General features: G+C 69.7%; 14 protein-coding genes. 7 read left to right on the forward strand and 7 right to left on the reverse strand.

Annotated features, from left to right (window positions below):
• The 4 genes from ENSA7_RS02245 to ENSA7_RS02260 all read right to left on the reverse strand — a co-directional run.
• Positions 1 to 904, reverse strand: a 904-nt coding sequence (locus ENSA7_RS02245; protein WP_181232971.1) for an alpha/beta fold hydrolase, incomplete at its 3' end; no start/stop codon positions are given.
• A 206-nt stretch (positions 905 to 1,110) separates the two neighbouring features.
• Positions 1,111 to 1,854 carry a hypothetical protein gene (locus ENSA7_RS02250; protein ID WP_106087536.1) on the reverse strand — a complete coding sequence of 248 codons (744 nt, stop codon included), beginning with the start codon at positions 1,852 to 1,854 and terminating at the stop codon, positions 1,111 to 1,113.
• A 225-nt stretch (positions 1,855 to 2,079) separates the two neighbouring features.
• On the reverse strand, positions 2,080 to 2,583 hold the full coding sequence (locus ENSA7_RS02255; protein ID WP_219907896.1) for a VOC family protein: 504 nt from the start codon (positions 2,581 to 2,583) through the stop codon (positions 2,080 to 2,082).
• Between the two features lie 125 nt (positions 2,584 to 2,708).
• Positions 2,709 to 4,124, reverse strand: a complete 1,416-nt coding sequence (locus tag ENSA7_RS02260; RefSeq protein WP_106087537.1) for a sigma-54-dependent transcriptional regulator — start codon at positions 4,122 to 4,124, stop codon at positions 2,709 to 2,711.
• Positions 4,125 to 4,295: 171 nt separating this feature from the next.
• On the opposite strand from ENSA7_RS02260, the gene ENSA7_RS02265 reads away from it, so the two are divergent.
• The 4 genes from ENSA7_RS02265 to ENSA7_RS02280 are packed head-to-tail and all read left to right on the forward strand — an operon-like array spanning position 4,296 to position 7,308.
• Positions 4,296 to 5,174: a universal stress protein gene (locus ENSA7_RS02265; protein WP_106087538.1), complete on the forward strand. Its 879-nt coding sequence runs from the start codon at positions 4,296 to 4,298 to the stop codon at positions 5,172 to 5,174.
• Positions 5,171 to 5,665: a universal stress protein gene (locus ENSA7_RS02270; RefSeq protein ID WP_181232973.1), complete on the forward strand. Its 495-nt coding sequence runs from the start codon at positions 5,171 to 5,173 to the stop codon at positions 5,663 to 5,665. Before ENSA7_RS02265 ends, ENSA7_RS02270 begins: the two co-directional genes overlap by 4 nt.
• 8 nt (positions 5,666 to 5,673) lie before the next feature.
• Positions 5,674 to 6,612 carry a universal stress protein gene (locus tag ENSA7_RS02275; RefSeq protein WP_146157238.1) on the forward strand — a complete coding sequence of 313 codons (939 nt, stop codon included), beginning with the start codon at positions 5,674 to 5,676 and terminating at the stop codon, positions 6,610 to 6,612.
• 15 nt (positions 6,613 to 6,627) lie between these two features.
• Positions 6,628 to 7,308 carry a M14 family metallopeptidase gene (locus tag ENSA7_RS02280; protein WP_181232975.1) on the forward strand — a complete coding sequence of 227 codons (681 nt, stop codon included), beginning with the start codon at positions 6,628 to 6,630 and terminating at the stop codon, positions 7,306 to 7,308.
• A 13-nt stretch (positions 7,309 to 7,321) separates the two neighbouring features.
• On the opposite strand, the gene ENSA7_RS02285 is transcribed toward ENSA7_RS02280, so the two are convergent.
• On the reverse strand, positions 7,322 to 7,999 hold the full coding sequence (locus tag ENSA7_RS02285; protein WP_106087660.1) for a molybdenum cofactor biosynthesis protein: 678 nt from the start codon (positions 7,997 to 7,999) through the stop codon (positions 7,322 to 7,324).
• A gap of 370 nt (positions 8,000 to 8,369) precedes the next feature.
• Here ENSA7_RS02285 and ENSA7_RS02290 point away from each other — a divergent pair, with 370 nt between their 5' ends.
• Complete coding sequence (locus ENSA7_RS02290; protein ID WP_106087542.1) at positions 8,370 to 9,239, forward strand: SprT-like domain-containing protein; 870 nt, start codon at positions 8,370 to 8,372, stop codon at positions 9,237 to 9,239.
• Between the two features lie 6 nt (positions 9,240 to 9,245).
• Here ENSA7_RS02290 and ENSA7_RS02295 read toward each other — a convergent pair whose 3' ends face one another.
• Both ENSA7_RS02295 and ENSA7_RS02300 read right to left on the reverse strand, forming a co-directional pair.
• Positions 9,246 to 10,223 carry a DUF2931 family protein gene (locus tag ENSA7_RS02295; RefSeq protein ID WP_106087543.1) on the reverse strand — a complete coding sequence of 326 codons (978 nt, stop codon included), beginning with the start codon at positions 10,221 to 10,223 and terminating at the stop codon, positions 9,246 to 9,248.
• Positions 10,224 to 10,231: 8 nt separating this feature from the next.
• Positions 10,232 to 11,839 carry a phospholipase effector Tle1 domain-containing protein gene (locus ENSA7_RS02300; RefSeq protein WP_106087544.1) on the reverse strand — a complete coding sequence of 536 codons (1,608 nt, stop codon included), beginning with the start codon at positions 11,837 to 11,839 and terminating at the stop codon, positions 10,232 to 10,234.
• A 198-nt stretch (positions 11,840 to 12,037) separates the two neighbouring features.
• On the opposite strand from ENSA7_RS02300, the gene ENSA7_RS02305 reads away from it, so the two are divergent.
• Both ENSA7_RS02305 and ENSA7_RS02310 read left to right on the forward strand, forming a co-directional pair.
• On the forward strand, positions 12,038 to 13,456 hold the full coding sequence (locus tag ENSA7_RS02305; protein ID WP_106087545.1) for a sigma-54-dependent transcriptional regulator: 1,419 nt from the start codon (positions 12,038 to 12,040) through the stop codon (positions 13,454 to 13,456).
• A gap of 188 nt (positions 13,457 to 13,644) precedes the next feature.
• Positions 13,645 to 16,608: a serine/threonine-protein kinase gene (locus ENSA7_RS02310; protein ID WP_181232977.1), complete on the forward strand. Its 2,964-nt coding sequence runs from the start codon at positions 13,645 to 13,647 to the stop codon at positions 16,606 to 16,608.
• Positions 16,609 to 16,632 lie beyond the last annotated feature (24 nt).

The raw sequence follows: 16,632 nt of genomic DNA on the forward strand, positions 1-16,632 counted from the left end.
GCCGAGCCCGCCCCCCCAAGTCCGCCTGCAGCCGCCGCCCAATCTCCAGCGGAAACACGCAGTCATGCTCCCCCCAGATCAGCAAGGTCTCCTGCCGCACCTTCCCAGGCCGCCCACCAAGCTCCCCAAGCTCCCTCAGCAAGCTAGACAGCAGCTCGACCTTCTCCTCACGAAACTCCCCATACATCGCCCGCAGCACCTGCCCATGCACCCACCGCGGCGTCTTGGGCGGCTTGTGGTACCCGACCTCCAGCAGCGTCTGAACGTCCTCGGGCGTGCGAGGGACCAGCAGCGCCCCGACGTCTGTCACCGCGAAGCGCTCGAGCATCTGCGCGTGATCCTGGGCGGTGTACGAGCGCCCCGGGCTGTCGAGGATCACCAACTTCTGCACGCGCTCGGGGTGCAGCGCCGCGAGCTCGTGCGCGATGATCCCCCCGTACGAGATACCCACGAAGCTGGCCTCCGCGATCCCCAGCTGATCGAGCAGCGCCGTCACGACCTCGAGCTGGTAGTCGACGCTGAAGTCGCGCCGCTTGGACCACGAGCCGCCAAACCACAGCAGGTCGGGGACGATCACCCGGTGGTTGCGCGCGAGCGGAGCGATCTGCTCGTGCCACTGCCACACCGCCGAGGCCCCGAACCCATGCAGCAACACGACCGGCGGACCCTCGCCGCCCTCGAAGTAGCGCACGTTCGCGTCGCCGAGCCGCACGCTCTGCGAGCGGATGCCCTTGCGCTCGAGCTTGTGGTTGAGCCCACGCTCACCCAGCCGGACCACGTTGAAGGCCCCGGCCAGCTCGAGCATCGCCTCGGCGCTCTGCATCAGCAGCGCGCCCGGACGCATGGGCGCCCGCAGCAAGCTCGGCTGCAGCATTCGTCGCAAGCGGTTGGTCGGCGCGCTCACCATCTGCATTGAAGCTAGATCGAGCCGAATCTCCAAAGATGTGCGGTGGATCGCTGCGCAGCGACCCACACACGGCCGACAGGATTGCGCATACCCATTCACCCACGCTGTCGCGAAATCACAACACTTGGGCCAATGCCCCCAAACACAAAGAGCGACGCATCTGCGCCGCCCTTTGGGTTTGCTGTGCCAGTTTCGCGCCTGCGCTAGCTGTTGCGCATCGGCAACTGCGGGGCCCTCAGGTAGCGGACCATGGGCGCCACGAACGGCAGCATCACCAGCATGGTCGCACCTGCGAACACACCCGCCTTGCCGTACAGCGCAGGCAGCGTGTCCGGGCCGAGCACGAAGAACCCGATCGTGGGCGGGCCAAACACGCCAAGCCCGTCGAGCAGGCACGCGGCCCCGGTCGCGCCGAGCAGCATCGGACCCCAGGTCTTGCCGCGGATCAGCGCGACGAAGCCGACCAGGCCAGCCGCGAGCAGGCTCAGCTGCAGCCACTCACCGCGCGGCGCGAGCCCGTAGATGATCAGCAGCGGGAGCGTGCTGCCGGCCGACTTCACGGCCCGCCGCATCAGCGCCATCGAGTCTTCCTGCAGGTTCCAGCGCTCGCTGGCCCGCTCGGAGTACTCGTACTTGGCGGCCATGCCCTCGCCCATCAGGCACAGCACGACCAGCAGGTGGGTCACCCCGAAGAACACGAAGATCGGCTCGGGGCCGATCTTGAGCAGCAACAACAAGAACAGGCAGCCGAAGTTGCCAACCCCCATCGCAAACCACCGCGCCCAGAACCACTCGGCGGCGACCCCGAAGAAGGCCAGGCCGTAGCACAGCGCCAGTCCGAGGTAGAGCGGGTAGAGCTCGTCGGGGCCGAGCCACGCCGTCATCCCGAACTGGATGACGAAAAACGACAAGATCAGCAGGGCGATGGCGCGTCGTGTTCCGATCATGGGCCAGCCAACCCTACTACCAATGCGCCGCGTGGGCACCTGCTCCCGCGCTCGCGGTCACGATTGGTGGAGGGAGGCGGGCGCGGCGGTGTCCGCTGGCGGTCGACGGTCCGGTGGCGCGCCGACGGCCCGCTGGCCCGGCGTTTGCGCCAGTCACGCGCCGACCACGCCCGGTCAGGTGGCGCGCCATGCCCAGGAACCCAGCGGCCCAGCGCCAGCCAGCGATCAGCCAGCCGCCTTGTCGGCCTCCCACTGGTCGAGGATCTCCCGGGCCCGGTTCTTGCTCGGATCCATGCCGTCCTCGTAGCCCTCGGTCTTGATCGTGAGCTCGATGATGTAGCCGTTCGGATCCCGGAAGTAGATCGACTTCAGATACTCGAGCTGGGCCGGCCCGTGGACGCCGATCCCTTCGGCGATGCCCTTGTCGTACATCATCTTCAGCGTGCGCTCGTCGACCTCGAGGGCGATGTGCAGATCGGACGGTTCCTGATCCTTGAAGTCGAACTCGAGATCCGGGACGTCGAAGAACGCGAGGTACGAGCCATCGCGCATCTCGAAGAAGATGTGCAGGAGCGGGGTCTCTTCGCCGGTCTCCGTGACTTCGCGGCGCAGCGAGCAGGCCAGCGGGAGCCCGAGGAAGTCCTCGTAGAACGCGCGCGTCTGCTCCGCGTTGCGGCACCGATAGGCGTTGTGGTGGAGTCCTTGGATGAGCAGTGGTTTCTTCTTCACGGGGCGGTCCTAGTTCGAGAGGTCGTGCCCAGCTGTCGGGCTGGCTCTCGAACGCTACCAGAAGCCGCTGCGCAAAATCTCAGCCACCCGTTGTGCAGAACTCGGACACCCGCGCGTCGCGTTGGCTATTTAGCGACCACCCGCGGCGTCGCGTTGTCCTCTTCGCGGTACTCGTTGAGCCGATACTGAATCTTGCGCGGCGAGATACCGAGGATCCGAGCGGCCTTCGAGGTCGACCCGCCGACGTGCTCGAGCGTCTGCAAGATCGCAAACCGCTCGAGCTCGCGCAGGCTCGCCCCTGGCACGGTCGGCAGCCCGTTGCTCGACCGCCCCGAGTTCATCAGCTCGCGCGGCAGCTCGCGCGGCTCGACCTCTTCACCGCGCGCGAGCACGACCGCGCGCTCGATGCAGTTCTCGAGCTGGGTGATGTTGCCCGGCCAGTCGAAGTTGAGCAGCACCCCCAGCGCCCGCTCGGCGAAGCCCGTGACGGCCTTGCCGCTGGTCCGGGTGTGCCGCTTGAGGAAGTGCATGGCCAGCAGCGGGATGTCGTCCCGACGCTCGCGCAGGGTCGGGACGCGCACGCAGATCACGTTGAGCCGGTAGAACAGATCCTCGCGGAACGCCCCAGCCTGGACTTCGTCGTGGACCTCGCGATCGCTGGCGGCGAGCACCCGCACGTCGATCGGCACGCTCTCGGTTCCGCCCATCCGCTCGATCGAGCCCTCTTGCAGCGCGCGCAAGATCTTGGCCTGGGTCGGCATGGGTAAGTCCGCGACCTCGTCCAGGAACAAGGTGCCGCCCGCGGCCTGCACGAACCGACCCTCGCGCCGCTCGACGGCCCCCGCGAACGCGCCTGCCTCGTAGCCAAACAATTCGCGGTCGAGGGTCTCCTCGCTCATCGCCGCGCAGTGAACCGGCACGAACGGGCCCTTGCCGCGCTTGCTGAGCTCGTGAAGGGTCACGGCCACGCTCTCCTTGCCGGTCCCGTTCTCGCCGATCAGCAGCACCGACGCGTCGGAGCCCGCGACCTGCTCGACGAGGTTCATCATGTCGCGGAACGCCCGCGAGCGGCCGATCAGGTTGTCGTAGTCGCACTCCTCGTCGAGCCCGTCGCGGCGCGCGAGCTCGCTGCGCAGCCGCTCCGCCTCCAGGCGCAGCGCACGGTGCTGCAACACCCGCTCGACCACCACCAGCAGCTGCCCGAGGTGGAGCGGCTTGGTCAGGTAGTCGTCGGCGCCCTGCTGGATCGCTTCGACCGCGCTCTCGACCGTGCCGAACGCGGTCATGACGACGACCGAGACGTCGGGGATCCGCTCGCGCACCTTGTCCATGAGCTGGATGCCGTCCATGCCGGGCATCTTGAGATCGGTGATCACGATCTCTGGCGTCCATCCCTCGATCCGCCCGAGCGCCTTGAAGGCGTCCCCAGCGGACTGCACCTCGTATCCCTCTTCGCGCAAGAGCTCGGTCAGCGCGGATCGTGCAGCGCTCTCGTCGTCGACGACGAGAATTCGGGCAGGCACATTTTTCTTGTCGACCATCCTGTTATCCCTGCCCCGAAAACCGAGAGAAGAGAACGCTCCGTTCGCGCAAATTATGCACATGAATGGCTAGAGCGCACATCTTTCGGGAATTGCGAATTTATTGCGGGGAGTCGCGGGTTTCGCCGACACCGCGGACGAGGTTCAGTACCATTGACCCCGAAAGCCCCCATGACCTCGAGCACGACCTGGACCCTTGGCCTGGACCTCCGCGAAGGCGCGGAAGGCCCTCTCGTTTTCGCTCGCTGGCTACGCGATCAAGCCGACCTCACCCTGGTGCCGATCCACGTGATCGAGCCGGACCAGCATCGGCTGTTGGCCAGCGCCGAGAAACACGAACAAGCGGTCGCGCTGGCCGAGGACGCGCTGGCCCGCACGCTCGAGCGCGTCGGCAGCAGCAGCCCGCTCGAGGATGTCCGCATGATCGAGGTCGGCAGCCCGGAGGACGTGCTCGCCAGCGCGGCGCTCGACTCCGACGGGTTGATCATCGGCCGGCTGGCCCCGCGCGGCAAAGATCGCCTGTTGCGTCTGGGCGGTGTCGCGCGGCGCCTGCTTCGCAGGCTGCCGGCTCCCACGATCGTCGTCCCGCCCGACACCCGCGCGCAGAACATCGGCAAGGGGCCGATCGTGCTGGCCGCCGACACCCACGAAGACTCGGTCGGCGCCGCTCGGTTCGCGCTGCGCATGGCCGAGCTGCTCGGCCGCGAGCTGATCTTGGCCCACGTGGTGCCCATGCCGTACGGCTGGAGCATCGGGTATCTCCCGGCCGAGTCGGTCAAGCAGGTTCGCGCTGATCTGCGCGCAGGCGGCGAGCGCACGCTCGAGCGCTGGGCGAGCCAGCACGGGATCACCGGGCTGCGAGGGGTCGTGACCGAGGGCATCGTCACCGAGGAGCTCGGCCGGCTCGCCAAGGCCGAGGACGCGCTGATGCTCGTCACGGGCTCGCGCAAGCTCAACGCGCTCGAGCGCCTGTTCGTGACCTCCGTCGGCAGCGAGCTGAGCGCCAGCGCCCCCTGCCCCGTCGCCGTCGTCCCCCCGGATTACTCGTGAACGAACCCAGCAGCCTCGATCCCGTCGCCTCGTGGACCCTGCAAAAGCGCAAGGTCCTGGTCCCCTTCGACTTCTCCGACGCGTCCCGCAAGGCCCTGGCCGTCGCCCGCACCTTCGTGGCCGACGCGGGCCTGCCGAACGGCGGCACGGTCTCCGTGATCCACGTGATCACGCCGCCGCCCATGACCGCGCCCGGCCGACTCCTGCGCGGGCCGTTCGACGAGGAGCGGGCGATCGCCCAGGGCTTCACCGCGCTGCGCGAGGCCCTGGTCGACGCGGGCGCACCGGAGTTCGAGCCGCACGTGCGCGTGGCCTCGAACCCGGCCGAAGAGATCGTCAGCTACGCCGACTTCGAGCAGATCGAGCTCATCGTGATCTCCTCCCACGCGCGCAAGGGGTTCGACCGCTGGCTGATCGGCTCGACCGCCGAGCGCGTGGTTCGGCTCGCGCCGTGTCCGGTGTTGGTGTTGCGCGGTCCCAAGCCCCAGTGAGCGCCGCGATGCCTGAACGACCCGAGATGCCTGAACAACCTGAACAACCTGAACAACGACAAGCCATGCGCTGGGTGGTCGGCCTCGACCTGCGACCCCACAGCCACGGCGCCATCAACTTTGCCCAGTGGCTGCGCGCGCACGACCAGCAGCCAGCGCAGCTGCGGATCGACGGCCTCCACGTGGTCGAGGCCCGGATGTTCAAGCTGCCCGGCGGCAAGTCGCGCGCCGAGGTCGTCGGTGAGGCGCTCCGGGCCGCGCGCGTGGCCGTGGCCGTCCGCGACGCCAGCGAGGCGTTCTCGAGCGTCAACGTGGTCGAGTCGATCCCGACCGTCGACGGCGGCGTGGTCGATGTCCTGACCAACGCGGCCGGGCTGTGGATCACCGACGGGATCATCCTCGGGCGTCGCGGCGCCGGGGAGCACGGCGGGCTGATCCGGCTGGGCAAGGTCGCGCGGAATCTGCTGCGGCGGCTCCCGGCGCCCACCTTCATCGTTCCGCCGGACCTCGAGCTGAACCACATTGGGCCAGGACCGATCGTGTGCGCGGTCGAGCTCGACGAGCGCGGCGTCGCGGTCGCCCGCTACGGCGAGCGCCTGGCCAGGCGGCTGGGTCGCAGCGCGCGGTTGGTCCACGTGATCGACAGCGGCGATCCGATCGGCCTGCAGTACCTCCCCGAGGGCAGCTGGGATGATCTGCACGCCCGGCAGCGCGACGAGGCCCAGAGCAAGATCGTCGAGTGGCGCGACCAGGCTGGACTCACGGCCTACACGCTGCTCGCTCAGGGCCAGACGGTGCCCAGGTTGGTGAGCGCGGCCCGAGAGCTGGACGCGTGCATGCTGCTGTGCGGCTCGCGGCGGCTGAGCACGGTCGAGCGGTTCTGGATCTCGAGCGTCGGCTCGAGCCTGGCCGCGGCCGCGCACCTGCCCGTCGGCGTGATCCCCTGAGCTATGCTCCGCCGCATGGCTCTCGCGCCCGGCATCCACTTTCTCGCGCCCACCATCCCGCTGTATGTGTTCGAGGCCGACCAGCCCGGGCCCAGCGCGCTGATCCAGGCGGGGATCCACGGTGACGAGGTCGCGGGCGTGCACGCCTTGCAAGAGCTGCTCGAGGCCGAGCTGCGGCCGACTCACGGGCGGCTGTTGATCTGTCCGATCATGAACCCGCGCGCGTACCGGGAGCGCCAGCGGGCGGCCACCGGTGGCCTGGACCTCAACCGCTGCTTCCCCGGCGACGCGGCGGCCGACGCCTGGGAGCTGCGGCTGGCGCGAACGTTCATGGACCTGGTCGAGGACGAGCGGCCCGCGCTCATGGCCACCCTGCACGAGTCGCACAAGCGCTACGACAAGGCCGCCGATCACCCAACCTTTGGCCAGACCCTGGTCTATGGGGTCGAGCCGATGCCGCCGATCATTGCCCGCACGATCGCGCGGCTCAATCAGCGGTTCCAGCTGCCAGACGAGCGATGGGACCCGCAGTACTTCCCGGTCGCGACCTCGTCGACGGAGGTCATCGTCGATGCGATCGGGTGCGTGGGGATCTGCGTGGAGACCTGGATGGCGTTCGAGGAGCGGCGCCGGATCGCCATGCAAAAGGCGGTCGTCGAGTACTTGCTCGACGAGATCGGCGTGCGCCGGATCTGAGCCGCGGTCGAGCTCAGGGCCCCTGCCCGATCCACTCTCCGCCCGCGCTGTCGATCTCCTTCTTCCAGATCGGCACGTCCTGCTTGAGTCGCTCGATCACCTCGCGGCAGGCTCGAAACGCCTCGTCACGATGTGGCGCGCTGGCGGCGATCACCACCGCGGTCTCGCCGATCTCGAGCCGCCCCACGCGATGCTGCAGGGCCACGCGGGAGCCCGGGATCTCGGCTTCGACGGCCACCGCGATCTCATCCATCTTGGCCACGGCCATCGCTGGATAAGCCTCGTACTCGAGCCACTGAACGACCTTGCCGCGACTGTGCTCGCGCACGTTTCCGGTGAAGGTGGCGACGCCGCCCGCACCGCGGTGCTCGACGGCGGCGATCACCTCGGCGAGCGACAGCGCCGTATCACGCAAGCGCGCGCGCTGACCGACCTGATCGATCGGCGCGCCCCCGCTCACAGGCGGAATCAGCGCGACCTCCTGACCGGCGAGGATCGGCTCGTCGTCGCCGACAAACTCGTGATCCACAGCGACGCGGCAGTGCGCCACGCCGGCCCCAACTTGTGGATGGGTGGCGCGGATCCGATCTCGCAGCTGCCCGACCGTGGCCGGCTCGGACAGCTCGATCTCGACCTGCGCCGCCCCAATTCGCTGCCGCAGCCCGGCAAACACCAACACTGTCACTCGCACGCGTGTCTCCTCGTGGTTCGTCAACCGCACCTTGTCTGGTTCAGATATAGTGGGGTGGTCTGGATCGGGCAAACTCGGCCCAAAGGTCCCCAGCCAGACCCACCCGCTGAACGCAAATTCGAGATGATCATCTCCGTCCCACGCTCGGGAACCGCGAAATTCGATCGCGCGCTAGCGCGCTCTCATACTGATCGCGCCACCCAGGCTCGGCGTCGCCAACCAGCGCCGAGCCGCGTCGGAGACTCACTTGGTACCCACCTCGCCGACCCTGAAACTGGTCTCGCGGACCACCGCTGCGCCCCTCCAGGCGCCCCCCTCGGTCCGCAACACCCCCATCACCCCCCTCACCTGTCTGTACAGCGCTGAAACGATGTCACGATCGAGCGCCGTCAAACGTCAGGCACCCTCCGCGTCTCTTCAGTCGGAGTCAGATGAACAGGCGTGGGCCGACCATGAACTGGTCCATGGGGAGCTGGCCCACGAGCTCACCAGCGAAGTCGAGGCGGGCCTCGAGCTCGAGCTCGCCGACGATCCCTACCCGCAGCTGCCCGCCGACCACCAAGAGGCCCTGCGCGCGGAGCTCCAAGATCGGCTGGGCGCGTATCTCAGCAGCGGCCGCGCCCGGGTGGTGATCACCGACAACCTGCGCACCATGATGTCGGTCAAGCGCGGCCACGGGGTCTACACCTTCCGGCTGCACCACATGTTCGTCGACGCGCCGCCGCTGCTGCTGCGGGCCGTCGTCGCCTACGCCGAGCAGCAAGACCCCGAGGCCTCGGAGCAGCTGCGCAACTTCATTGACGCCAACGAAGACGTGATCCGCCAGCGCGGCGGACCGCGGCCGTTCACCGTCGACGTGGAGGGGCGCTACCACAACCTCCAGACCATCTTCGACACGCTCAACGCCGACTATTTTGGCGGCGCGATCAAAGCCAGGATCACCTGGGGTCCCCGCACCAACCGCAAGCGCGGACGCGCGTCGATCAAGCTCGGCAGCTACACCGTCGAAGACGAGCTGATCCGCGTGCACCCGGTGTTGGACGCCGCCGACGTGCCCCGCCACTATCTGGCCTGGGTCGTCTACCACGAGATGCTCCACGAGGTTCACGACATGCCGATCGTCGACGGCCGCCGCGTGTACCACACCCGCGCGTTTCGCCAGGCCGAGGCCAAGTTCGATCAGTACGCCGAGGCCGTGCTGTGGGAGCGGCAAAACCTCGACAAGCTGCTCAATCGCTAGCGCGGGTCAACCAGCGAGGCTCCGCAGCTCGACGATCGACCGCGTGAGCGGGATCTTGCCCGCGTCGCTCTCGACCGAGATCGAGACCCGCCCGCGCGGGCCCAGCTCGATCCGCAGGATCGCTGCGGCCGCGGCTTCCGGCGCATCGGGGGCAGCCACGCAGGCCTTGTCGAACGCGGCGAACACCTCGTGCTCGTTGAGGCCGATCCTGGTCAAAAGCCGCTTGTCGCCGCGGGTCAGCCAGGTGATCTGCAGCTGCTTGGGCACGGTGTGGAGCTCATCGGGCGGCGGCTCCCGGGCGAAGTCATACACCTCACGCTCGCCGTTGAAGCTGCGCAGTGCCATGTGCAGGGGCACCTGCACGCCCTCGACGAGGATCCGCCAGCGGTAGCGGCCGACGTACTTGGTCCAGGTCGACACGGGCGGGCCGCGCTCGGCGTGGGACTTCAGCTCGACGTCGGTCAGGCGCGACCGCAGCTTGGCGCCGATGAAGCTGGACCTCGAGATGTCCGGGTTATCGAGGACCTTCGACCACTCGAGCTCGGCCGGCTCGAGCTGAGCGCGGACGACCTCACGCACGCGCCCGCTGCCCGCCAGCCACACGCTGCACCAACCACCGAGCCCCATGCCCACGATGATCTTGTCCCAGCCGACAGGCTCGCCCGTGACCGGCTCCTTGAAGCCGGCCCGAAACAGCTGCGTGAGCTCGGCGTGGGGCAGCGCGACGGTGCCCGAAAAAAATTGGTCTTCGGTGTACGAGAACCACGCCACGCTGAGCTGCTCGGGCACGGGCTTGAGCGGCTCACCCACGAGGTGGCGCGAGCCGATCTCGCCCCAGCCGTTGTTGACGATCTTGCCGGCCGGGACCCGCACGCTCTCGGCCCCGCTGCAGGTCAGCTGACCCGAGATCAGCTGCATGGGGTAGCGCTCGTCCGCGCACTCGGTCGGCAGCCACTCGAAGGTCTGCAATTGTGGTGTCGTCATGTCGGCTCTCAACCGGCTTGTACGATCCGCTGACGCTGACCGGTCATCGGCCCGCCCGCGCTGAACTGCGGCTGGTTGACGCTGCCGTAGGACGCGGAGAAGTGCAGGTAATCGTGACGCAGCCGGCGAAACGCCGCGCCCCGCATGCCGATCCAGTGCTGCGCGGTCGAGGTGGTCCCGGCGAGGTGGGCCGCGACGTGGGCGTCGATCGTGCCGCTCACGCCCGCCAGCGCCGCGGGGATCGGGTGGTGAACCGCGGGAGGATCGAAGGTCAGCCCGGTCTGCATCGCAAAGTCGGCCATGTGCTTGAGGGGGATCCGGTTGTAGGTGTTGCGGATCCCTCGTCGGGTGACCCTGAGCTCGTTCCAGAAATTGACGTCGGCGATCTCGGCCGGCAGGTACCAGCCCGAGTCGATCAACCACGCGCGCTCGCGCTCGAACCGGCGCCTCAGCGCCTCGTTCGAGAACTGGTCGAAGTCGAGGATCTGCAGGCCGACCTCCTCGGCGTTGTCTGTATATCCGCCGCCGACGTCGGAGTGGACGCCCGGCAGGTAGATCTCGACCCCGACCCCGGCCCCGATCGCGCTGGCGATGTTGGTGAGCCGGAAGTTCTTGCGGTGCTCTTCGGCGGCGGCCAGCTGCACGACCTTCTTGGCCGAGCGGATCGCGTCGAGGCTGAGATCCGCGGTGTCGTTGCTGTGCTTGACCCCGTACGACGCGACCGTGTCGAACAGCCCGATGAAGTTGACCTCGAGCAGCTCGACGGGGTGACCGAGGGCCTCGATCCTGGGCTTGAGCGGGTTCTCGGTCAGGACGAAGTGGACGAAATTGCGGGCCGCCGCGGCCCCGCGGCTGAACCCGAACGCGTCGAGGTGGATGCGCTCGATGATCTCCCCGCCCGCGATGCCGAGCTCACGAATGCCCCGCAGCAGCTCGTTGACGCCGGCCCTGACCTTGGCCGGGACCCCGGTGTCGCCCAGGCCTGTCCCCATGCCGTAGAGCGAGTCACCCTGGTGATTCTGGGTGCCGATGCCCTCGACATAGATCGAGTACGAGTGATCGAAGGTCGAGTCGCCCGTGCACAGGGTCTCGAGCCGCGACACGTTGGTGAAGTCGTTCTCGAAGCTGCCCTCGCCCTCGTTCGCTCGATAGGTCGCGTTGTTGCGCAGGCGGTCGCGGGTGTTCGCGCGGTTGTTGCCCGTGCCGTCGAAGAACAGGCTGACGCGGATCGTCGTCTTGGCCAGCGGCGGCGCCTCGTCCTCGGGCGCCTCCTCGGCCTCCTCGCGCTGTGGGGCCTCGACCTCGGGCTGCCTGGGGCGGACGACCCGATGGACCTCGGCCTGCTGCGCGCGCATCATCACCAGGTCGCCGCCGCTCGCCGCGATCCCGCCGATCCGACCGAGCGCCTTCGCGGCCACGTCCTCGGCCTCGTTGTCGCGCAGGTTGAGGATCGCGGACAGCTGCCGGATCAGGTCGGGATCCCGGCGGCGCAGCGCAGCTTCGAGCAACGCCCGCGCGCGGCCGGGCTCGACCTGCTCCGCCGCGCTGCCCAGCTTGGTGCCGCCGCGGACCAGAAAGTAGCGCTCTGACCCGTCGAAGATGTGAATGCGGAGCATCGCTGGTGCCTTGGGTAGACTATATGCTTGTTTGGACGGCCTGTGCGCCCAACCTGTCGGCGGGGCGATGGCTCACCCCTGAAACCCCGTCGCGGCGTTCTGGCTGCCGCCACGGTCGAGAACTCGCTCAGACCCCGGTTCCACGCTGAGTGATCCGTCCTCACCGCGCACGCTCCGTGCGATGCTCGACGGGCAGCCGTGCAGACCCTGACGACCAACTCGAACTTCGTGGACGCCGACGCCCGGCGACGCACCGAGGAGATCCTGGCGCTGGTCGTGGTCTGGTGCCGCGAGGCGCCCGAGCGGGTCGGCGAGGTGCTGGTGCCCGACCCCGAGGCCGAGCCCGCCGACGGCTGGCGGTTTGGACGTGGAGACCAGGGCCCGGATCGCCTGGCGCTGGTCCGTCAGCGCGGCGGCCACAATCAGATCGCGGGGCCGCTCGAGCTTCCGCGGGTGTCGCAGGAGCAGCTGCGGATCCGCAGCATCGACCGCGAGACCCTGGAGCTTCGCAACATCGGTCGACGAACCCTGTTGGTCGACGGCGGCGAGGTCAAGGTCTCCCGCCGGATCCGCGAGGGCGCGGTGGTCGAGCTGCGGGGGCAGCTGCTGCTGTTGGCCGCCCGGCGACCGATCGAGCTGCCTGCGCTCGAGCTCCCCGACTCGCTGTGCCCGGAGTTCGGGCGGCCCGACGCGTTTGGGTTGCTCGGCGAGAGCCCGCCAGCCTGGGCGCTGCGCGGGCAGATCTGGTTCATGGCCCAGCGCGACGTTCACGTGCTGATCCAGGGTCCGAGCGGGGTCGGCAAGGAGCTCGTCGCCCAGGCGATCCACTCGCTGTCGAGCCGGGGCGCGCGGCCGTTGGTCGCCCGCAACGCGGCGACGCTGCCCGAGTCGCTGATCGACGCGGAGCTGTTCGGCAACCTCCGCGACTACCCCAACCCCGGAACCCCCGAGCGGCCCGGCCTGGTCGGCGCCGCCGATCGCAGCTCGCTGTTGCTCGACGAGATCGGCGAGCTCTCGCACCAGCTGCAGGCCCACCTCCTGCGGCTGCTCGACTCCGGCGAGTACCAGCGGCTCGGCGAGGCGCAGACCCGCCAGGCCAAGCTCCGGCTGCTCGCGGCGACCAATCGCCCGGTCGCCGAGCTCAAGCACGACCTCGCCGCGCGCCTGCGCCTGCGGGTCAGCGTGCCGCCGCTCGCCGCCCGGCGCGAGGACATCGCGCTGCTGATCCCGCACCTGATCCGGCGGATGGCCGGCGAGGATCCGCTGCTCGCCCGCCGCTTCTTCGAGACCGGCGATCCGAGCGGGCATCCGCGCGTCGACGCGGGCCTGGTCCGCGAGCTGCTCGGCCGCGCGTATCCGACCAACGTCCGCGAGCTCGAGGGCGCGCTGTGGACCGCGATGATGCACAGCGTGGTCGCCGACCACAGCCAGGTTCAGGCGCCCGCGGCCACCGACCTGGCGGCCGGCTCGGAGGTCGATCCGCGCTCGCTGACCCGCGCGCAGATCGAGCTCGCGCTCGCCCACGCCGACGGCGTCCAGGACCGTGCCTGGCGCTTGCTCGGGCTGCGCAACCGCTATCAGCTGCTCCGCCTGCTCAAGAAGCACGGGCTCGGTTGAGCTTGTGCGCGCACAATTGACTGTGTGCGCGAATCAGCGGTGACCGGCTCCCATTCGGCGCCACCGCGGCTGTGGAGGGCTCACGTGGCTGGCATGTCGGTTGCACGATGGGCCGGCGAATGTTTGCCTGGTCCGCGCTATGCTCGAGCCGCGTCGTGGCGCCGCGCCCCTCCCCGAGGGCCCGCGCCGTGGCGACGCGCTCGACGATGGAGACGGTCGAACATGAGCCGCTGACCGAAGACCCAGGCGACGAGGGTGAACGCAGCGAGCGAGTCCGGCGGACTGACCACGAAGCGCGGCTGGCCGCGGCCGTTCGCGCCAACTTGTTTCCGGGCCTGGCCTCGGTCCCCAATCGCGCCACCGCAGTCGCGCCGGACGAGGCGGTGCGGATCGGTCGCTATCCGATCCTGCGCAAGCTCGGCGAGGGCGGCATGGGCGTGGTGTTTGCGGGCTACGACGAGCAGCTCGATCGCAAGGTCGCGATCAAGCTGCTGCGTCGGCGCTATCAGGATCGGGTCGCCGGACTTCGGCTCGAGCGCGAGGGCCAGGCGCTGGCGCGGCTGTCTCATCCCAACGTCGTGCAGATCTACGAGCTCGGCGAGCACCAGGGCGCGGTGTTCGTGGCGATGGAATTCGTGGTCGGCGAGACGTTGCGGGCGTGGCTGGCTGGCAGCACCACTCCCGACGCGGGCCACGACTCGGGTCACGACTGGCGCGCGATCGCAACGGTCCTGCGCCAGGCGGGGGCCGGACTCGCCGCGGCGCATGCGGCCGAGCTGGTCCACCGCGACTTCAAGCCGGACAACGTGATCGTCGGCGCCGACGGGCGCGTGCGGGTGCTCGACTTTGGCCTGGTTCGCGAGGCGGGCGGTCAACCCGACGCGCCTGACGACCCCGCGAGCGCCGAGCAGCTCGACGACATGCGATCGCTGACGCGATCCGGCGCGATCATGGGCACGCCGGGCTACATGGCGCCGGAGCAGTTCCACGCGCACACCTGCGACGCCCTGACCGATCAATTCGCGTTTTGTGTGGTCGCGTTCGAGGGCCTGTTCGGCCACCGACCGTTCGTCGGCGACAACCTGGCGGCGCTCCGCGAGCGGGTCGCGAGCGGGGCGATCGAGCCGATCCGCGACGGCTCGCGGGTCCCGGCCCGGCTGCGGGCGGCGATCCTGCGTGGGCTGTCCGTCGACCCGAGCGCGCGCTGGCCCGACATGCCGACGCTGCTCGCCGAGCTCGATCGTGCGCTGGACCCCGGCCGTCGGCGGCGGCGGCTCGGGTGGGCGGCGGGCGTGGTCGCGGTCATCGCCAGCGCCGCCGTCACGGCCGGAAGCCTGAGCGCGGAGCCAACCCTGTGCGTGTTCACCACGAGCGCGCTCGCGGGCACCTGGGACGACCCGCGCCGCGACGCGCTCGCTGCCGCGTTTGCTGCCCGATCGCTGCCGTCGGCCGAGCGGGCCCTGCCGCTGGTCGAGGGCGCGCTCGATCGCTGGCGCGCGCAGTGGTTGGCGAGCCGGCGCTCGGTCTGCGAGGCGACCCGCGTCGTGGGTGATCAGTCCGAGGCCATGCTCGATCGGCGCAGCGGGTGCCTCGAGCGACAGCGGCGCGAGGTCACGGCGATCGTCGACGTGCTGATCGAGCCCGACGGGGCCGGCGTCGACCGGGCGTTCGAGCTGCTCGATCGGCTGCCTGATCGGCGCGAGTGCGAGGACCCGCAGCTCGGCCAGATCGCCCACCCGCTGCCCTCACAGCCCGAGCGACGCGAGGCGGTGCTCGCTGCCTACACCCAGCTCAGCCGCGCGCGGGCGCTCGGGGCCAACGGACAGCCCGAGCGAGCCGACGCGATCGCCGAGGCCCTGCGCAGCTCGGCGCCCGACTACGTCCCGCTGCAGGTCGAGCTGCGGGCGCTCGCCGCCGAGCAGGCGCTGTGGCGCCAGGCCGTCGACGAGGCGGTGCCGCTGCTGCGTCAGGCGATCCGCGAGGCCGAGGTCGCCGGACTCGACGAGCTCTCGGCCTCGCTGCGGACCACGCTCGCAACCCAGGTGGTCGGTCAGTGGGGACGACCGGAGGTCCAGGCCGTCGTGCTCGACGAGGCCGAGACCGCCGTGACCCGACTCGGCCGGCCCGACGATCTGCGCACGCTCGAGCTCGACCTCGCGCGCGCGGCCTGGCTCGTCGACGCGGGCGATCACGAGGCGGCGCTGGCTGCTTACGCCAGGATCATCGCGGCGGCGTCGACCCTCGAGGCGACGGGCTTGCTCGGTCGGGCCCAGCGACGGCGCGCCCAGCTGCTGCTCTCGCTCGAGCGCCATGAGGCGGCCGAGCAGGCGTTCACGGCGGCCCAGACGTCGCTCGAGACCTGGCGGCCGGGCTCGTTGGTGCTCGCCGACATCGCGCTCGACCTCGGCCGACTCGAGCTCGGCCGCGGCCAGTTCGACGCGGCCGCCGATCAGTTCGCCCGCGCCCGCGAGCTGTACGAGCCTCGCGTCGGTCCCGATTCCGCCAACCTCGGTCGGCTCGAGCTCGCCGATGCCAAGCTCGCGCTGCTCCGCGGCGAGCTCCAGCAGGCCGAGGCTGGGTTTACTCGGGTCACGACCACCGTCACCGATGCGGCCGTGCTCGCCGACGCCTGGGAGGCGCTCGGCGTCGTCCGCTTCTATCGCGCGAACTTCTCCGGGTCGATCGCCGCGTACGAGCGCGCGCTCGACCATCGGCTGGCTATCGTCGGCGCCGAGCACCCCGACGTCGGGCTGCTGCGAGCCAATCTTGGCGAGTCGCTGGCGGCCGTCGGCGATCACCAGGGCGCGCTCGCGGCCTACGCCGAGGCGCTAGAGATCCTGACCACGGCGTGGCCGGCCGACCACTCGGATCTGGCGATCCCCTACAAAGGCCGGGCGCAGTCCCGGCTCGCGCTCGGCGATCCCGCGGGTGCTCGCGTCGACCTCGAGCGGGCGTTGGCGCTGCACGAGGCCAACCCGGGCGAGCCGATCGAGCACGCGGACGTCGAATTCAGCCTCGCCCGCGCGCTGCTCGAGCTCGGCGAGCGCGAGCGCGCCTTGACCCTCGCAGTCGCGGCGCAGCGGCGGTTTGACGGGCTCGGGCAGCCCGAGTCGGTCGCCACGATCGCGGCCTGGCTCGCCGATCACAACTGACAGCTTGCAGCAACGAGACACCGA

The sequence above is a fragment of the Enhygromyxa salina genome (genome assembly GCF_002994635.1).
GTDB lineage: Bacteria > Myxococcota_A > Polyangia > Nannocystales > Nannocystaceae > Plesiocystis > Plesiocystis salina_B.

Bases quoted from the DNA above. Each gene is read 5' to 3' on its own strand.
- ENSA7_RS02300 (WP_106087544.1), bottom strand. From the start codon at position 11,839: ATGCTCCGCATTCACATCTTCGACGGGTCAGAGCGCTACTTTCTGGTC.
- ENSA7_RS02290 (WP_106087542.1), top strand. From the start codon at position 8,370: ATGTCACGATCGAGCGCCGTCAAACGTCAGGCACCCTCCGCGTCTCTT.
- ENSA7_RS02295 (WP_106087543.1), bottom strand. From the start codon at position 10,223: ATGACGACACCACAATTGCAGACCTTCGAGTGGCTGCCGACCGAGTGC.
- ENSA7_RS02275 (WP_146157238.1), top strand. From the start codon at position 5,674: ATGCCTGAACGACCCGAGATGCCTGAACAACCTGAACAACCTGAACAA.
- ENSA7_RS02280 (WP_181232975.1), top strand. From the start codon at position 6,628: ATGGCTCTCGCGCCCGGCATCCACTTTCTCGCGCCCACCATCCCGCTG.
- ENSA7_RS02265 (WP_106087538.1), top strand. From the start codon at position 4,296: ATGACCTCGAGCACGACCTGGACCCTTGGCCTGGACCTCCGCGAAGGC.
- ENSA7_RS02250 (WP_106087536.1), bottom strand. From the start codon at position 1,854: ATGATCGGAACACGACGCGCCATCGCCCTGCTGATCTTGTCGTTTTTC.
- ENSA7_RS02260 (WP_106087537.1), bottom strand. From the start codon at position 4,124: ATGGTCGACAAGAAAAATGTGCCTGCCCGAATTCTCGTCGTCGACGAC.